The organism is Psychrobacter sp. TB55-MNA-CIBAN-0194, assembly GCF_040309505.1.
Taxonomy (GTDB): domain Bacteria; phylum Pseudomonadota; class Gammaproteobacteria; order Pseudomonadales; family Moraxellaceae; genus Psychrobacter; species Psychrobacter fozii.
Genome location: NZ_JBEOOW010000001.1, coordinates 260,398 through 279,355 on the forward strand (window position 1 = coordinate 260,398; position 18,958 = coordinate 279,355).

The 18,958-nt window shown below is 44.9% G+C and carries 12 protein-coding genes; 3 read left to right on the plus strand and 9 right to left on the minus strand.

Going from position 1 to position 18,958, the window contains the following annotated elements; all coding sequences use genetic code 11:
- Positions 1-71: 71 nt before the first annotated feature.
- The 5 genes from cobA to AAEY75_RS01030 form a co-directional block, all read right to left on the minus strand.
- On the minus strand, positions 72-983 hold the full coding sequence (gene cobA / locus AAEY75_RS01010; RefSeq protein WP_197217060.1) for a uroporphyrinogen-III C-methyltransferase: 912 nt from the start codon (positions 981-983) through the stop codon (positions 72-74).
- A 157-nt stretch (positions 984-1,140) separates the two neighbouring features.
- Positions 1,141-4,632, minus strand: a complete 3,492-nt coding sequence (locus AAEY75_RS01015) for a molybdopterin-dependent oxidoreductase (RefSeq protein ID WP_352257839.1) — start codon at positions 4,630-4,632, stop codon at positions 1,141-1,143.
- Positions 4,629-6,107, minus strand: a complete 1,479-nt coding sequence (locus AAEY75_RS01020; RefSeq protein ID WP_352257841.1) for an NAD(P)/FAD-dependent oxidoreductase — start codon at positions 6,105-6,107, stop codon at positions 4,629-4,631. The genes AAEY75_RS01015 and AAEY75_RS01020 overlap by 4 nt, the downstream gene beginning before the upstream one ends.
- A 52-nt stretch (positions 6,108-6,159) precedes the next feature.
- Entirely contained in the window at positions 6,160-8,280 is a 2,121-nt protein-coding gene (locus AAEY75_RS01025; protein ID WP_352257843.1) for a bifunctional protein-serine/threonine kinase/phosphatase, read from the minus strand.
- Between the two features lie 16 nt (positions 8,281-8,296).
- Entirely contained in the window at positions 8,297-9,805 is a 1,509-nt protein-coding gene (locus AAEY75_RS01030; RefSeq protein ID WP_194196420.1) for a NarK family nitrate/nitrite MFS transporter, read from the minus strand.
- A 641-nt stretch (positions 9,806-10,446) separates the two neighbouring features.
- Here AAEY75_RS01030 and nirB point away from each other — a divergent pair.
- Together nirB and nirD are read left to right on the plus strand one after the other, a co-directional pair.
- Positions 10,447-13,047 carry a nitrite reductase large subunit NirB gene (gene nirB, locus AAEY75_RS01035; RefSeq protein ID WP_352257847.1) on the plus strand — a complete coding sequence of 867 codons (2,601 nt, stop codon included), beginning with the start codon at positions 10,447-10,449 and terminating at the stop codon, positions 13,045-13,047.
- A 165-nt stretch (positions 13,048-13,212) separates the two neighbouring features.
- A complete protein-coding gene (gene nirD / locus AAEY75_RS01040) occupies positions 13,213-13,563 on the plus strand; it encodes a nitrite reductase small subunit NirD (RefSeq protein ID WP_352257849.1) in 351 nt (116 codons plus the stop codon).
- A 141-nt stretch (positions 13,564-13,704) separates the two neighbouring features.
- Here nirD and AAEY75_RS01045 read toward each other — a convergent pair whose 3' ends face one another.
- Complete coding sequence (locus tag AAEY75_RS01045) at positions 13,705-14,526, minus strand: DODA-type extradiol aromatic ring-opening family dioxygenase (protein WP_352257851.1); 822 nt, start codon at positions 14,524-14,526, stop codon at positions 13,705-13,707.
- Positions 14,527-14,639: 113 nt separating this feature from the next.
- Positions 14,640-15,092 (minus strand): DoxX family protein, encoded by a 453-nt coding sequence (locus tag AAEY75_RS01050; protein ID WP_352257853.1) that lies wholly within the window; start codon positions 15,090-15,092, stop codon positions 14,640-14,642.
- Positions 15,093-15,253: 161 nt separating this feature from the next.
- Between AAEY75_RS01050 and AAEY75_RS01055 the strand changes: the two genes are divergently transcribed.
- A complete protein-coding gene (locus AAEY75_RS01055) occupies positions 15,254-16,180 on the plus strand; it encodes a LysR family transcriptional regulator (protein ID WP_352257855.1) in 927 nt (308 codons plus the stop codon).
- 164 nt (positions 16,181-16,344) lie between these two features.
- On the opposite strand, the gene AAEY75_RS01060 is transcribed toward AAEY75_RS01055, so the two are convergent.
- Both AAEY75_RS01060 and AAEY75_RS01065 read right to left on the minus strand, forming a co-directional pair.
- Positions 16,345-17,070: a DUF3726 domain-containing protein gene (locus AAEY75_RS01060; RefSeq protein WP_352257857.1), complete on the minus strand. Its 726-nt coding sequence runs from the start codon at positions 17,068-17,070 to the stop codon at positions 16,345-16,347.
- On the minus strand, positions 17,054-18,793 hold the full coding sequence (locus AAEY75_RS01065; RefSeq protein ID WP_352257859.1) for a hypothetical protein: 1,740 nt from the start codon (positions 18,791-18,793) through the stop codon (positions 17,054-17,056). Before AAEY75_RS01065 ends, AAEY75_RS01060 begins: the two co-directional genes overlap by 17 nt.
- Between the last annotated feature and the right edge of the window lie 165 nt (positions 18,794-18,958).

Consider the following 18,958-nt stretch of genomic DNA (forward strand, 5'->3'; position numbering starts at 1 on the left):
GCTCGTTTTGACCCAGTATGAGATGATTAGCTGTAGACACTTTTAGTATTTTTTACTAGGCGTGCTTCAACTTACACAACACTCTCAAGACTGGGTGCTAAACCTTCACTATCTATGACTTCATTCACATCTATAAATGACGTTTTATCCAGATTGCCAAGATTGTAGCCTGCAAACTCATGATATAAAGCGACCACATCACCCATGATTAAAAGTGCAGGTGTTGGCAGTTTTGCTTCAGCTTGCCGATCAGCGATATCACTTAATGTACCGATAAGTACCTGCTGCGTTGGCATACTGGCATGGCTAATAATGGCAAAAGGCGTCTCACTGTCGCGCCCACTTGCTATCAACCCTTGTGTCATCTCATGCAAACGGTGCAAACCCATGTAAAACACAACTGTCTGGCTGCTGTCCATTAGCTCACTATAATCATTATTAGGCGCGCCATTTTTTTTGCAAGCAGTGACAAACTTGACCGACTGAGCATGGTCACGGTGCGTTAGTGGAATCCCTGCACGGCTAGCAGCAGCACTTGCGGCAGTGATACCTGGAATAGACTCAAAATGAATGCCATGACGCACCACTTCCTGTAGCTCCTCACCACCACGTCCAAAAATAAAGGGGTCGCCACCTTTTAAACGAACCACTATCTTGCCTGCCAGCGCGTGTTTGACCAGTAGCTCATTAATGCTTTCTTGTGGCAATGCATGGTTGGCGCGGCGCTTACCAACGAATATTTTTTCAGCCGTAGTCGCGCACATATCCAAAATATCTTCAGACACCAGACTGTCATACAACACCACCTCTGCACGCTGCATCACTCGCCACGCTTTTAAGGTTAAGAGTTCAGGGTCACCAGATCCTGCGCCAATCAGATGCACAGTGCCTCTTTTGGTGCAAGTTTGCACGTTTTCTGCGCAGTGTTGACCCATTAGCTGATAGGTCTCATGCGTTGAGGTAGCGGCAGATATATTGGTCATGATGGTGACTCCTGATAACAGCGTGAATACAGCAAAATGGGCAACCAAAAGCAAAGTTGTGAATAAACCCCTACTCTAAAATAGCTTATTGTTCATAACACAACACTCAACCAGTAATTGCATATAAAAGGTTGCAAGCGACGTGCCACACGACTATCTAAGCTTGCGCCAAGGGGGCACATTCTGCGATTAATGCATTGATTTGCCCCACGCAAGAGCCACAATTGGTACCTGCTCGGCACTGCTTACCCACTGCCGTCGCACTAGTACAACCATGCTGTGTGATAGCGTTGAGAATGGTGTTTTTTCCAACTGACATACATGAGCACACTAAAGGTCCTGGATCGACATAACCGCTGGCAGGACGCCCCGCTAGCAACCATTTATATCGTTGATTGACAGGTATTTGACTGGTATCCATAAAGCAGCTATCGAGCCAGCGTACACTCGGTAATTGTTTTTGCGTTGGGGCAACATAAACAGCCATAATCAGTTGTGTACTGGGCTTTTCATCATCAGATACTTGACGATTTATAGCAGGGTTATTTGAGTCTATCTCAGGTGCAGATTGCGTCACAATAAAACGCAATTGATTCTGTACATTATCGACCGTAAACGCCGTATGCATGACATGCTCTTGAGAGTTTGGCTGTGATAATGATTGCATAGATGCTATAAACTGCTGCCAAAACTCGGGGCACGCTAAGGTACTGCTAGCCTCCACCATCGGGCTAGCGAGATTGATCAAGACGCTGTTACTTTGATGACTCAAACTCCAAGTGAGTGCAGGTAGTGCCTCTGACAAAATATTATTTGAATGTATCTCACATTTTGTTTCAGACAATTCTTTCTCTGACACTTTGGCAGAAAAATTGGCCAAAATAGTACGTAATTGCACTATAACGGCGTCTTGCCACTCAGGATGCACCAAAATCTTGCCAAATGATTGCATAGGAACGGGCGTGACACTAATCGCCGAATTTTTGAGCTCTGGCTGCCCTGAATGCGGATCGACGACAGTCGGAATAATGGGACCTACACGAGCGAAGCTAGCAAAAGCATTGCTCCAATGCATGGGCATAAATGCATCACCAACGCGCAACGTATTGCTAATGGCAACTTGCGCCATCACGGTACTCGCTGGCTTATTACTATCTTTAGCCGTGCTCATCGCGATATCACTGACTATGCCATCACTGGTCACGCCGTTCTCATAGCTTTCATACTTTCCGTAGTTTTCATACCTACGATGCAGTTGCACAAAGTCATTGTCTTGAACACCTAGCTGCCGTGCATCATTAGGATGTATGGTCAGAGTCGGTACTGGCTGATGTTGATTTAACTGCGGTGCAAGGCCAGTACGAGTCATGGTATGCCATTGATCACGCAGCCTGCCCGTAATCAGGCGTAAATGAATCGCTTGGCTTTCAGATTGATTATCATGCTCAAGCTCTTGTTTAGAGGGCGATTGATTCTCACCAATCGGTTGAGGGGGATTCCTTCTTTGACGTCGATGCACATTGGCTATGCTCGCTTCATTAGAGGGCGTAATAGCGATTAACTGTGCCTTAGTAATAGTAGCAGCGGAATTAATGATCTCGTTTTCTAAAGGTTTTATCTTATCAATCATAGAGATACGCGTGCCACCCCATTGAAATGGTAACAGCTCTTCGTATGCTTGCTGACTGAGTGCGATTGGCTGATGTGCTTGATTGCGGTTCTGATTAATATGCTGGCTAATATGTTGTTGAGCAGGTTTATCGGCTGGCACCTCATCTGTCATTAAAGCAGACAAGTCTTTGCTAAGATTCAGGTAGCGAGGATAGGTCTTATTAGAATTGGATGGGCTTTGGTTGTGCGTATTGCCATAAGCGGTCAATGCCACATGCTCATTAAATATCTCACTTGGGTGTTGGTAATCAAATTCCGTTAACCCCATGCGTGTGGCAACTTGAGACAGTATCCACCAATCTGGTTTGGCAAGCCCTGCTGCAGGCATTAATGTCCGCTGTCGAGAGATGCGCCGTTCAGAGTTGGTGACCGTTCCAGATTTTTCGCCCCACCCTTGAGCAGGCAATACAATATCGGCACACTTCACCGTATCACTGTCTACCGAGCAATCAGAGACAATCACCAAATCACATGCAGCAAGCGCTTGGCGAAAATTATCAGCATCTGGCAAACTGACTACAGGGTTAGTGGCCATAATCCAAATGGCCTTGATACGACCATCCAATATGGCAGCGGCAGCATCGCAGGCTTTCACACCCACGTTTGGGGAGATAGTCTGAGGCGACTGCCAAAAATCTGCCACAAGCTGCCGGTGATCGGCATTTTCTAGTTCTAAATGCGCCGCCAACAAATTAGCAAGGGCGCCTACTTCTCGTCCACCCATTGCATTAGGCTGTCCAGTGAGTGAAAACGGACTGGCCCCTACTTTGCCCACACGCCCTGTGAACAAATGAGTGTTGATAATGGCGTTGACCTTATCGGTTCCGCTTTGCGATTGGTTGACGCCCATACTAAAGGCAGTGACTGTTTTATCAGTGGCGGCAACGCATTCATAGAACTGGAGGATACTTTCCGCAGACACTTGACAAGCACTGGCGACTTTATCAATGCTCCATGCTTTGGCCGCATTCACCGCATCATCAACGCCCAAGCTTTGGCTAACATATTCATCATTCTGGCAACCCTGCTGATCTAGGTAATGCAACAACCCATTATATAAATGTGTATCCGTGCCCGCAGCAATTGGTAAATGCAAATCGGCAAACTCGCAAGAGTCCGTACGGCGCGGATCTATCACAATCAGTTTTTTATTAGGATTGGCTTTTTTGGCGGCTAAAAATCGACCAAACAAAATAGGATGGCACCATGCCATATTGGAGCCTACCAGCACTAATAAATCACAAGCCTCTAAATCCTCGTAATTACCCGGCACAAGGTCTGCGCCAAACGCGCGTTTGTGCCCAGCTACTGCGGATGACATGCACAGCCGAGAGTTGGAGTCGATGTTATTATTACCGATAAACCCTTTTATAAATTTATTGGCGACGTAATAGTCTTCAGTCAGTAATTGACCTGAGACATAAAACATAATGCTGTCTCGCCCGTATTTGGCGATGGTGTCATTTAAACGACTGGCTACGTCATCTAAAACGGTGTCCCAGTCTATCTGCTCTATCAGTGGCTTGTCAGATAGGTTTCTAGCATTAAAATTATTATCCAATTGCATAGGCTGATGCTGTTGCATGACTGCTTGCTTGTTTTGATAATATGGCTCGGTCAAGCGGCGTGCGGTGCCCAATGTTTGTGCCAGCGCACTCCCTTTTGAGCACAATTTACCAAAGTTAGCCGGATGTTCAGGATCTCCTTTGACGCTCAGCACCTCTGTTGCATTCACGCTCGCTAACACACCGCATCCCACACCGCAATAAGGGCACGTCGTGCGGATAGTAGTGATCGAGCTATTAATCAAATTACCATTAGATAACGACGGTGCTTTTTCTGTATTTTTGGCGGCGCTTATGTCACGTGTTTCAATGACGTGGCCTGTCGTTTTTTGTACGCTATTAGGTAGGTTGTTCGATTTATTAGCTGACACTACTTTGCTAGCAGCAGATTGATTGGCGGTAGCATCATTCATAATGCATCCTCTAACAGTTCGGCCACTTTATGATGATTGACGTTCTTGTCTGTATCATTAAATTCTACATCTACTTCCGTAGTTAGCGAATTGTTAAGCGTAATTTCGTCCAAATGACAATATGCTTCGCCAAATATGAGTGTGTCTTTGATGGGCGTAATATCAACATTATCTATAATCAACTGACTGTAAAAGCTACCGTCGCTGGTGTCCCCATAAAGTACAGCGCCAATGAGTTTGTTTTCTTTGAGGTACAGACAATGATAATGGTTTAAGTCAGGCTGACGATATACGAGGGTCTCAACAGTATCAGCGGCTTCGTCATCAAAAGCGATTTGTCCTGCAGAAAATGCCGACATACCAGATACTTTCAATTTTAATGACAGCGGTTTACTTACAAAAGGAACCCAGTGATCTGGCACGGTGGCTTTGCCATCTATCACATTTATATCGTTTTCTATCAAGTCATCTTTTAAAACCGTGACCAACGTATCCACTTGCTGATTGACCGGCGCCACCATTCCAAATAGCTCGCCCTCTCGCTCTATACACTCACCAATGGCATAAACATTGGGACAACTGGTGTGCATAAAATTATCGACCACAATACCGCGATTAACCTCAAGCCCGCTTTGTTTGGCAAGCGCTGTATTGGGTATCACACCCACTGCCATCACGATAAAATCGGCCGCTAGCGTATGCCCGTCCTTTAAAGACAATCCGCATACTTCTCCTGCATCATTCATCTCAATGGCCTCAGTATGGGCAGAAACTGCGAGATCAACCCCTCGGCGACTGAGCTCAGCTTGCAAAAGCTCGGCCGCTGGCAGGTCTAGTTGGCGATTGAGTACATAACCGTCCATATGAATGACCGTCATGCTCGCGCCCTGTGCCGCTAACGCGCAGGCAGCTTCCAATCCCAGTACGCCACCGCCAATCACCAACCCCGTTTTTCCTTGACGGGCATAGTCCATCAGAGCGGTCACATCGGCAAGGTCTCGAAACACATGCACGCCCTTAGCTGTGTGATTGGGGAATGGAATGACTCGGGCAGTTGATCCTGTGGCCATTACTAACTTGGTATAGTTGAGTGTTTGCCCATCATCTAGCTCAATACACTGGCACTTGGTATCTATTGTCTCTACCGCAACCCCAGCCAGTACGGTGATACCCAGCTGCTCATACTCTGAGTTGTCATATAAATAAGTATCTTCAAACGCTGTGTCGCCAGCCAATACTGGTGACAACATAATTCGGTTATAGCCCACGTGCGGCTCTTTACTGATTAACGTAATTGGCAAACGGGATTTATCATCATTCGATTGTGTGCGAGCAAGCTCAATGGCAAAGCGACTGCCTGCCATGCCCGCCCCGATAATAACGATGCCAGCGTTTTGTTGATGTTCTGATGCTAAGGTGTGAGTGTTGGTATGAGTATCTACCCTAGTGGAGGCTTGCGACATAGATAGCGACATAAACAGAAAATTCCTTAGCCGCGCGGAGCAGCATTGAATGCAAAACAGCGTGTCATGAAAAGTACGCCAACAACAATAAAATGATGACAAACTCTATGAAGCAAATGCCATGCCATACCAGTAGAGGTTTACGCTTAATGAGGGGTTCTGGGTCACGGCTATGTGCCTTATTATCGGGGTTAAAATCCTGTAAAAACTCACCAATGGCTTGATAGCGCGCGTTGGTGTTGACATGCAGCGCACGCATGAGTGCCTGTTGGCTGGCGTCAGGTACGTTCTGCTGCCGTAGCGGCTGCGCGGGCATTAGTAATGTTTGATTTGGCATCATTAGTGTTTGGGTATTAAATGGCAATTGCCCCGTCAGCAATTCATAGCCAATCACTGCAATCGAGAACAAGTCAGAATGCACGCCTTTTGGTGCATCGGTGTAATATTCTGGTGCAGCATAGTGCAAATCACCATTTGGTGGTCGAGTGCTGTCTTTTAAGATATAGGAACTGGCGGAACCAAAATCAATCAGTTTAACGGCGCCAGATTTGGTTAAAAGGATGTTTTCGGGTTTGATGTCTTGATGCAACAGATAGTTGCGATGCATGACTCGAACCGCCATGCCAATTTTGGTGAGTAAATCAAAGGTTTGCCACACATCACAAGGCGCATGACGATCCATAAAGTCCCGTAAACTCTCACCAGCGATATATTCAGTCAAATGATATAAGTATGTGGTACTCGCTGGCACCGGATAGTATCGCAGCAGCCCCGACTCACTGAGGCCAGAACCCACGTTATGACCAATATTGTTGGATGCAGGACTGATAGGCAATCGATTGGGGTCAGCTTGATTGTAAGCCGACTCGCCCGCGCGGCGATGTTTTGATAGGCTCAAACCAATTTTACGTTCTTTTAAAAAATCACGCAGATAATGGCCATCGGCCACAGAGTCTAAACTGGGCGATTTTAAGACAAAGTCGCGGTTGTATTCATCTTGTACCCAGTACACATGACTGCGAGCTGTGCGGGCAATGATACCAATCACAGTAAAGCCGTCAATATGATCGCCTATCTGTAAGTCGGTTGGCAACTGGTAGCGATTCACATCATGTATGACCGTATCCAGATTATCAAAGTCAATGCCATTCAAATGACCAATACCCTTAACGCCATTGATAGAAGTAAAATGGGCTGACCGTGTGTTCATACTCAGCATAACCATGCTTAGATTGTCATGACTGCCTGCACTAAAGGCTTGCTCGCACACGGCTTGACTGGTATTGAAACCTAGCGGTAATTTGTGTGTGGTTGCCATCAACTGAAATATATCAGTCGCACTGCTGCACAGCTCAAATTGCAACTCTGTGGGCTCTATATGCTCATAAACCCCATCTGTCATGATAGCCAAACACTCGTTTTGATGAAGGGTAAATACCGATTGTTGTAGCTCTAACTGGCTATCTGCGCCGATAGCTGCAGCAAGCGCTCCTTTGTCTTGGCCACGATGAACGCGGTGATCTTTGCTCAATACTGTCAGACAATCTACCCCAACGCGGTATATTCGAGAGTCGCCTGTATGAAACAGGTGAATACGGTCACCGATACAGAGCAAGCCTGATAACGTAGATAACAACGGCGGCACCCGTTGATACGCTTGAGGAAAATATAGGATATCGTTGGCTTTGTTGACTGCTGTTTTGATGAGACTAGCGACTTGATCGTCGTCAAAACTAATGGATGACGTCTCATCTTGTGAGTGTGCCAGTGCGGTCAACCCCAATGTTATTTTGTGAGCAATAGTATTGACCACTAGTCGACTTGCCTGTTTTGGAAACTGGCAAGCACTGACCCCATCTGCCATGAGCACCAATAACGGGGCTGATGAGGGTGGGTAGGATCTTGCGTGAGATATTGAGCGATTGGCACTAGATGATTCTTCACCTGAACATCGATAGGGCAAGCAGGTGGTAATAAGTACACTGTCTTGATTTTCCGTCTTGCGACCTGCCATAGTGAAAAAATCAAGCCACCATAATGCAGTGCTATCATCAATATCCTTACTGTCACCAGTTTCATCAATAGCAACAAACTGACATGACCCTGTTGATGACGAATTATTGATATTAGCTACCGTCTCATCCGCATTTTGACTATTGTTTCTATTGGCGTGTGCTATCGTCATCTGTCTTCACCCCGTACTATCTATGACTCACTTGTATTTCGGCAAATGTACCATCTGGCATTTCTTCAATAATGATGCCTTCTGGCTCTTTTAAGAAAAACAAAGCAAAGAATCCAGCCACTGCTGTCGCGGCAATCACAAAGAAAAACACCTGATAAGACACCAGACTCAGCACCGTTAAATACACCACTGATCCAACATTACCATACGCACCTGTCATCCCTGCAAACTGCCCTGTCATGCTGCGTTTGATCAGAGGAATTACTGCAAACACTGCACCTTCACCAGCCTGTACAAAGAATGAGCAAAACATCGTAATTAATAGTGCCAATGCCAATGGCCACGTTGAGTCAAGGAAGCCCATCAATAGATACCCGATGGCCAAACCAGCTGTCAAAATCAATAAAGTTATTTTGCGACCAAACTTATCACTGAGCCAACCGCCGCCTGGACGTGACATAAGGTTCATAAAGGCATAGCTCGATGCCAATACCCCTGCCATCACAATCGATAAACTAAAAGTTTCTTGATAAAACAAAGGTAGCATCGACACGACGGCAAGCTCTGAGCCGAACGTAGCAAAATACAAAATATTTAAGATACCTACTTGCTTAAAATCATAACGATGCGCCACTGGTACAGGCGTCGTGAAAACCTCTTTATTAAAGCGGTAGCTACTGATGAACTCGTAAACATACAGTATCGCAAGGCCAATATAGACCATAGTGACACTAGACTGGCTCAGCAAGCTCACACCATCAGGTGATAGTTTCCATGCCAATAATGCCAATGCCAAATACATAGGCAGTTTAAAAACCATCATTAACCAAAAATCACCTGATGACGTCACCATCATGGCACCTGATTTTTTGGGTTTAAAATAAGTAGCCCCTTTGGGTGTATTACGCGCCATCTTATAAAAAATAATGCTATAAAGCGCCATCACTACCCCTGATGTGGCTGTTGCATAGCGCCAACCTTCATCACCACCGAAAACTGCTGCAGCCCCAATCGCTATAGTTGGTAATAATAGTGCCGCTGCTGCCGAACCAAAATTACCCCACCCTCCATAAATACCTTCAGCCGTTCCCAATTCATTGGTTGGAAACCAATCACTCATCAAACGAATACCCACCACAAAACCTGCACCCACAAAACCCAGCAAAAACCGAGACAGCGCCAAGGTATTGTAATCCTGAGCGAACGCAAAGGTAAAACAAGGAATAGCACCAATGGCTAGAATGGCGGTATAAACAATGCGAGGGCCAAAACGGTCTGTCAGCATCCCGATAATCACACGGGCAGGAATGGTCAATGCTACGTTTAAAATGAGTAACGTTTTGATTTGATCTTTACTCAGATTGAGTGTTTCTCCAATCGCTGATAGAAATGGTGCATGGTTGAACCATACAAAAAAGGTAAGGAAAAATGCCATCCAACCTAAATGAAGGATTTTATTTTTACCCGTAAATGACAAAACATTAAGCTTGTCTTTACTAGGCGCAACGGGGGCTGATGATGACATAGGCAACTTCCTCAAATGATTAACTTCAGGGTTCTGACAACATACTAAATGTACTAAGTGTTCAAAAAATGCAGTATTCAAAAATGATAAGTAGCAATGTTTCAGGCGGTGCAATGGTTATGCCAGTTATTTGTATACGCTGCCAAATCTGTATAAAGGTCAGCACTCGTTAATTATCCAAGCGCCTTTACTGGCGGGTCTATAACCATCACCACACATGACACTTATGCTAATAAAGCATTAACACAGCAGGTTTAAAACACTCAATCAGCCTCCCTTATAAACAGCAATAACATCCAACGTGGGGCAATGCAGTGTCTATTTTGGTGCATTAACTTTTGATATCGCAGTCGGCAACAACGGCATCTATCCTGATTTTTGGCAAATAGTAGCGCTAATCATGCTGACATAAAAACCTTAGTACATAAGCGACTGGTCCCGATACGGCATACCTTTATGCCTAATAGCAACGCGCAAAAACCCAGCTAATCAAAGTGCCATGGCATGATTATTGAATGCTCTGTAATAGTAGGTATTAAATGCTGTTTATCAGCTGTTGTTGAGGGACAGAGCCGTTTATAGCGTGATAAAAAAATAAACGATGACCGTGCCCAACCAGCCCCATTACTAAGGACAGACGCATGAGTAGCACTGCATTGAGCACAGAAAGTAAAGGCAATTTGGTGGTGATTGGCAACGGTATGGTCGGTCATCACTTTATTGAACGAGCAATTGAGCAAGGGTTACACCAGCAATTTGACATTCATGTATTTGCTGAAGAAGACCGCCCTGCTTATGACCGTGTTTATTTGTCGAGCTACTTTGAACATAAAGATGCCAGTAAGCTGAACCTAGTAGATTTAACAGCCTATGAATTATCAAAAGTTAATTTGCATTTGAATCAGTGTATTGTAGATATCGATTCAGCCAGTCAGCGTATTACTACTGAGGCAGGCGAGATTATTGAGTACTCTGAGTTGGTGCTAGCGACGGGCTCATATCCTTTTGTGCCGCCCATCCCAGGCCGCGAGCATCCGCATTGCCACGTATACCGAACCATTGCGGATTTAGATGAGATTTTAGCGATTGCTGAGCTGCCCACTGTCAAAAAAGGCGTGGTGGTTGGTGGTGGCTTACTGGGGCTTGAGGCCGCAAAAGCGCTCGTTACGCTAGGGCTTGATACCTATGTGGTCGAGTTTGCGCCTCAATTGATGGGTGTTCAACTTGATGCCGCTGGCGGTGAGATTTTAAAGCGAAAAATAGAAGCACTGGGTGTCAAAGTGCTGACGGGGAAAAACACCAAAGAGATTCTGTCTAATACTGCGCCGAACTCTGATGACACCAGCGGTGATGGTCAGCATTTAACCATGCAGTTTACAGATGGTACCTCTCTAACGACCGATATGATTGTGTTTAGCGCCGGTATCAGACCGCAAGATGGACTTATTAAAAACAACCCCGAATGCGGTATCGAAATGGGCGGACGTGGTGGTATTTTGATCAATGAGCAATGTCGCACCAATGCCGATCATGTTTATGCCGTGGGCGAATGCGCAGTATGGGACAATAAAGTATTTGGTCTGGTGGCTCCCGGTTATAACATGGCCAGTATCTGTGCAGCGCAAATTGCTGGTGATAGCGAGCAGATATTTACGGGTGCCGACATGAGCACCAAGTTAAAACTGATGGGTGTGGATGTGGGCAGTATTGGCGATGCACATGGCACGAGTGACGGCAGTTTAAGCTATCTGTATCAAAACCCTGCTGAGGGCATCTATAAAAAACTGGTCACCACACCTGATAACAAACGCTTGCTTGGTGCTGTATTGGTAGGCGACACCGAAGACTATAACAACCTATTGCAATTATATTTAAATGACATTGATCTACCCGCACATCCAGAAAGTCTGATATTACCCAATGTTGAAAAACCCGTGATGGGCATCGACAATCTACCAGACACCGCCACGATCTGCTCTTGTTATAACGTGACCAAAGGCGCTATCTGCTCAGCCGTCGAAAACGGCGCATACTCCGTCAGCGATGTAAAAACCATGACCAGTGCCGGTAGTGGCTGTGGCGGCTGCGCGCCTATGGTCAAAGATACGGTCAGCTATCAACTCACCGCCATGGGCTTTGAAGTAAACAATGACTTGTGTGAGCACTTTGCGTACTCTCGTCAAGATTTATATAGCCTGATTCGTGTGCACGGTATCAAAACCTTTGATGAGTTACTGACTGAACATGGTAGCGGCCATGGTTGTGAGATCTGTAAACCAACGGTCGCCTCTATTTTGGCATCATGCTGGAATGACTACGTACTCAAAACCGAACTGACACCACTACAGGACAGTAACGATTACTACTTAGGTAACATCCAAAAAGACGGCACTTATTCCGTCGTACCGCGTGTACCGGGCGGTGAAATTACTGCAGACAAGCTCATCGTACTGGGTCAAGTAGCGAAACAGTTTAATTTGTACACCAAAATCACTGGTGGGATGCGGGTCGATCTGTTTGGCGCACGCATGGAGCAATTGCCTGATATTTGGACGCAACTGGTGCAAGCAGGCTTTGAGACTGGCCATGCCTATGGTAAATCTTTACGTACCGTGAAATCTTGTATTGGCAATAACTGGTGCCGTTACGGAGTCGATGACAGCATTGGCCTCGCCTTGAGATTAGAGGATCGTTATAAAGGCGTGCGCTCACCGCACAAAATCAAGATGGGTGTGTCGGGCTGTATGCGCGAATGTGCTGAGGCGCAAAGTAAAGACTTTGGCATGATTGCGACTGAAAACGGCTGGAATTTATTTGTCTGTGGTAATGGCGGTATTACCCCGCGTCATGGCGAGCTGTTCGCCACCGATCTAGATACCGAAACCATGGTCAAATACATCGACAGAATCATTATGTTCTATATAAAAACAGCGGACAAGCTACAGCGCACGTCAAAGTGGCGTGAAAGCTTAGATGGCGGGCTTGATTATCTGAAAGCCGTCATTATTGAAGACAGTTTGGGCATAGCAGATGAGCTCGAAGCACAAATGCAATTGTTAGTCGACAATTACGTGTGTGAGTGGGCAGCAACGATTAACGACACCGAAAAACTCAAACGTTTCCGTCATTTTGTAAACAGTGAGCAAGGCGATGAAAATGTCGTTTTCGTGACCGATCGTGAACAGATTCGTCCAGCGACTGACGCTGAAAAGGCAACCATTAACTTAGTTGAACTGGCTTAGCCAATGATGAGTGCCTTGTTTGTTATCACAACAAGCAAGGTGCTGTTTTTTGACTCATGTTTTTCGAATTATATTTCTGGACTCATGTTTTTGTGACTTGCAGCTTGTCACTCACGATTTATCACTCATACAGAGCAATATTATCATCACTAAGGATACCGCCTCATGAACCAACAGACTATTTGTACACTTGACGATATCATTCCTGAAACCGGTGTCTGCGCCCTCATAGATGGCAAACAAATTGCTATTTTTCGTACCAAACAGAACGATTTATTTGCTCTTGATAACTACGATCCATTCAGTCAAGCCAACGTATTGTCTCGGGGGTTGATTGGTGGCACCACGATTACAGATGATACAGGAATAGCAAAAGAAGTCCTTTATGTGGCCTCGCCCATCTATAAGCAACGCTTCAACCTAGCTACTGGTCAGTGTTTAGATGATGACAGTATCGTGCTCAATACTTATAAATTCGAACTTGATGGGAACAATGTCGTGGCAAACTACGAATAATAAGCGACGTTATCTCTTATTTTGATAGGTTGTTAATAACTGCTCTATTAACCTAAAACATCCTTTGATTCTGAGATTAAAAGGAGGTTTTTATTTTTGACAACCACGCTGAAATACCACGCATTAAACGTTTCAACATATTCAACCAAACTGAAAAGCTGACAACTGCGTTTTTAGCACTTGCTGGGAGTAAATCTTATGCCCTTTATCACGTCCTGCTGCACCCACCGCTATCATAAGCGGTAACAAATGCTCCTCAACCCCTAATGGATGTGAGTCAAGCGCGTGAGGCGCTTTTGACCAATTCGCAAGGGCCACAAGTCGCTCATCCGAATTTGCTGTTTCCACAGTGTTGGTCAGCCATTCATCGAAACGCTCTGACGGCGCGGTAAAGCTTGCATCGCCATAGCCGCGCATATTATGAAAACTCATGCCACTACCAATAATCAACACCCCTTCTTTACGCAATGATGTTAGTGCTTGACCAGCAGCCAGATGCGCCTTCGGGTCTAAATTGTTACGTAGTGATAGCTGTCCCACTGGAATATCGGCCTCAGGGTACATCAGCTTTAAGGGAATGAAAGTCCCGTGATCAAAGCCTCTCGTGGTGTTCTTTTCATTAGTAATACCTGCATCGGTAAGCAATTGACTAATGCGATCAGCCAATACTGGCGCGCCAAGTGCAGGGTAAGTCAGTTGATAGGTATGCTCAGGAAAACCATAATAGTCATAAATGAGCTCAGGTTGCTCGCCAGCCGTAATACTAAATTCAGACGTCTGCCAATGCGCGCTAATCATCAAAATTGCTTTGGGACGCTCAGGCAGTCGATTAGAAATACTTTTTAAAAATGTAGCCATGTTATTCCACGTATCAGCTGGTTGCCAATCCATGAAAAAGCATGGCCCCGCACCATGAGGGATAAAGAATACTGGCTGTGTGACCGAAATCGACTCTTTGCCCATTCGCTTTTACTCCCTTGTACTTCATTTCAATGCTCAATAATCTAATGATAAATACCAATGTTTAAGCTGAGAAATGGCTCTAGATGACGCAAGTTTTAAACTGCTGAAAGCTATTAAATCTGCTCGACTTTTCCTGATAGCATTTTGTCGATACTGAAACTTCCGCCCCCTTGTATCATTAACGCGAGCGAAGCCACCATCAATGTCAACGCATATTCATAGCCACCGTTGTCAGCGAACAAGCCATTGCTGATATGGACAGAAAAAATAGCCACCAACATGGTAAAGGCTGCGGCTAAAGCGGCTGGTCTGGTTAGCAAACCCAATACCAGAGCAAGACCACCAAAGAATTCAGCACCACCTGCCAATATCGCCATCAAATAACCAGGTTCCATACTCATACTGCTTAACCATTGAGCCGTACCTGCTAGCCCATTACCACCGAACCAGCCAAATAATTTTTGAGCGCCATGGGCTGCCAAAATTAATCCGACTGGCACACGAAGAACTAAGGCCGCTGCTCCAGCTTTTGATGTCAACATTTTGTTTAATAGTGATGTTGTCATTAATGCTTACTCCAGAATATGTGATTAGGATAAATAGTGTCGGAAATGATATGAGCACACTTTACTATCAACGATATAAAAGAGTAAGCAGAGTTATATTGAATAATTATCAACATACTGTTTATAATATATTTGATATTAGGATAAATACAGGAAAAAACATGGATAGAATCGATGCGATGCGCGTCTTTGTGGCAGTCGTGACGGAGGGCAGTTTTAGCAAAGCCGCCATCACGATGCAGCTCTCGCCGCAACTGGTGAGCAAGTATGTGGCAAAGCTAGAGGAGGAACTACATACTCGCCTGCTTAATCGCACTACCCGTAAAGTGAGTATAACTGAGGCTGGTAGCCAATATTTTACGCATGCGCAGCAGGTTTTATTGAGCATTGATGAAATGGCGGCGCAATTAGGCGGCCTACAGCAGCACCCCAAGGGAGTCTTGCGAATCAGTGCGCCTGTCTCGTTTGCCTTAAAGCATATGGCAAGACTAATCACTGATTTTCAAGAAAAATATCCTTCCGTCACCGTTGACCTTCAGCTAAGTGACCGGAAAGTTGATATCGTTGAAGAAGGCTTTGATATTGCACTGCGTATCGGACAGCTCGACAGCTCATCGCTCATCGCCAAGCAAATCGCACCTATTCGCGTGGTTTTATGCGCATCGCCTCAGTATTTAAAAATCCACGGCGTGCCTAAGAAACTTGAAGATTTGGAATCGCATCGCTATTTGCATTACAGCTATATGAATGTAGAGACCAAAGGACAAATTTATAAGTACCTAAAAGCAAAACAATTCAAGGAGCATAGTATATTCCGCAGTAACAACGGTGACGTACTCGTTGAGGCGGCTATTGCAGGTGGAGGATTAATATTACAACCGACTTTTATTGCTAGTGATGCACTACATACTGGTAAGTTGGTCGTAGTGTTGCCTGAGTATGAGCCCGACCCTTTGGGCTTATATGCCGTCTATGCTCATAGAAAGCTGCTGCCCCATAAGGTCAGATGTTTTATTGACTTTATGACAGACTATTATGGCGCTCCGCCATACTGGGATGAGCACATCACGCAAGCACCAAATAGCTAATTGCTTATTAATATCTAGCCAACCTTCTATAAAAGAGTGATAGCGTTAATCTCGCTTGAAATATCACATATACCTCTGCACTCGGTTGCCTTAATTCTCTTTTAAACTGAACCAACTATACATAGAGATGTTTTATAGAATAATTAAGATTATGGCTTTATATGCTATACCCCGCCCGCGCCTTTACTTGATGCTTCACTATTTTCAACCAATATAGCCGCTGCTGTTTTTTTGAGTATTGCCCACTGTTCGTCATCGACATAGACACCTTCTTTCCATGCGCGCTGGTGGGTTTCAAATAGCGCATCTGTCGATATTTTACGATCAAAATTTTGGGTGTCGTGTTCGATATCGAAGTTTTGCGTTGCAATCTCGATAATCATATCGTTGGTATTGTAATTGGCTTGTGCTTTGTCAGAAAAGTAAAGGTCAGGATAGACAAACCCTTGATTCAATGTAAATAACGTATGCTTGGGCACAGAGCCATTATCCCATTTGGCCAAACAGGCATAGCCTTTGGCCGCCAGCCCTACCAGCTCACTATAAGCCAACCAGCGGTTATGGCAGTTTTGTAAATAAATATGAAAATGCGTTAGATCACCCATTTTTTCAAGAGCATAATCAATGATAGTCGGCAAGTGACAAGCCAAACTGTTACCATGCAAATCTAAACGAATAGCACCTTCTTCTTGATAGATAATATCGATTGGCGTATCACGTTCAATTAAGATATACGGACTGGCATTATTAAAATGTCTGATACCATCCAAGCCCGCCATCTGTAGCTCAGCGACCATAGTGGCAATCACATCAGCCTCGCCTACCTCTCTGTGCAGCCCAGTAAAGGCTTTGTATACCATCGCGACGATTTCATTATGCGATACGATCATGAGTCAAACCTCCCTGCTCTGTCGACAAATCGGGTAGTAATGGAAACAGCCATTCATCACTATGCACTTCTGCAAATAAAGGAGCACCTTGAAACAAGGTAATTCGCACCCAACGATCGGATCTAGGATCAAATTTCGTCGCACCAAACATCGATAATTTACACCGTAGTAGATGCATGGGTAATGCGGTTTTATGCAAGACATTCATTTGAATATCACCCAATGGTTTATGCCCCATCGTCCAAACGCGACGTGCAACTGCCCGATATTTGGGCTGATTTAAGATAAACTCGGATATCAGTTGTTGGGCTTTGGCTTGTTTGAGGGCAAAATACAATCTGTTTACTTGCCGTGCAATGTCTAATGCCAGCTCACGATCCGCGCCAGGCTCTTGCCCGCGTACACCCATGCGCGGCTCTTCTTTATCCACTGAACGATACCAAAACCAATAGCTGTTTTCAGGCTGGCTAAAATCAATATCAATCGCCCACTGATAATACAGCTCTAATACATCAATTAAATCTTGAATCACCTTTCCTTTCGGTAACAATAAAGCTTCATCAGCATTTACCTTTTTTTGAGAGGCATCGACACGCTCAGGATACAACTCCATTAAGCAGGATATGATGACTTCTTGACTCTCAAAACTCAGGTAATCGTGGGCTTGCAAAAACTCTGCCCATGTCGCGTAATTATTAATACTTATCATCAAATTGTTTTGTAGTACTGTTAACTCTGTGACGACCGCTTCATTGAGTTTTATTTGCTGCTCATTGATAGTAACGATTTCGCTAAAATGCTGAATGGCACGTTTGATTAAACTCGCAAAATACGCGGTTTCTTTGGGTTCCACCTGACAGACCAATGTCGCTTGCAATGCCTCTTCACGCGTCGCAAGCCATTGGTCAACGACACAAGGATGGTTGATTAAGTACGGTGCCATACCCAGACCCGTAGCATTACCAATCCCAAGATAACGCTTAATCTCTGGATGCAGCTTGACTGCATTGCTGCCACCTTTTTGCTTTGCCAAATAATCAACCCAATCTAAGCTAAACTCGCGCAGCAGGTAGACGGCACACATCTGTGCCCGAAACGATTGATCAAAGTCTTCACTATGCTCCAACGGCTTAAAATCATAAATACCAAACTTACCGTTGCCATAGACAGCCGTGGTACGCAAAATATAACCGACTTGCGATAGCACATCTACATCTGGTTGCCTACCAACAGCGAGCGAGCTGACAATATGATCAAAGACTCGCACGCTCTTATTTGCTCGTGCCAGCACCATCACCATATTAGAGTTGCGACCTGCTTCTTGTAGCGGCACGTTGGCTTGGAGATTATCCAATAATTCTTTACTTATCTCGCCAAACACAAGCCCAAAGGTCACATCCCATTTTTGGGCAATCACCCTATCGTTACGCTCTTCATCAGCCAGCTCATTACAGAAAACCACCAGATGATACAAGTGCTCTGGAGTATTGAGGCGATAGATAACTTTGCCGTAACCTTGTTCATCCAAATCCCATAAGTGCGTACTGAGTGTCCATTTTTCTTTGTCAATTTTACGTAGTAATGTGCGCACAAAGCTAATACGGGTCTGGTGCATTGCGCCCAATCTTTCTGCATTCATAATCACATCACGAGTACGAAAACCCGTACTAAGCGAAGGTGGTTTGACGTTACTGTTTTCGTTATTTGCATAAACCATATTCATAATTTCACTACCTTACCTAATATACCGAGCCAGCAGCTTCGTTAATAATCTCAATAATGATATCTATTGGTAAATATAAAATTAGCGGTGTAGGTGATGGCTGTCTCATATTTACCGTTTAGTGATTCAGTGCTTCAGTGCTTCAGTGCTTCAGTGCTTCAGTGC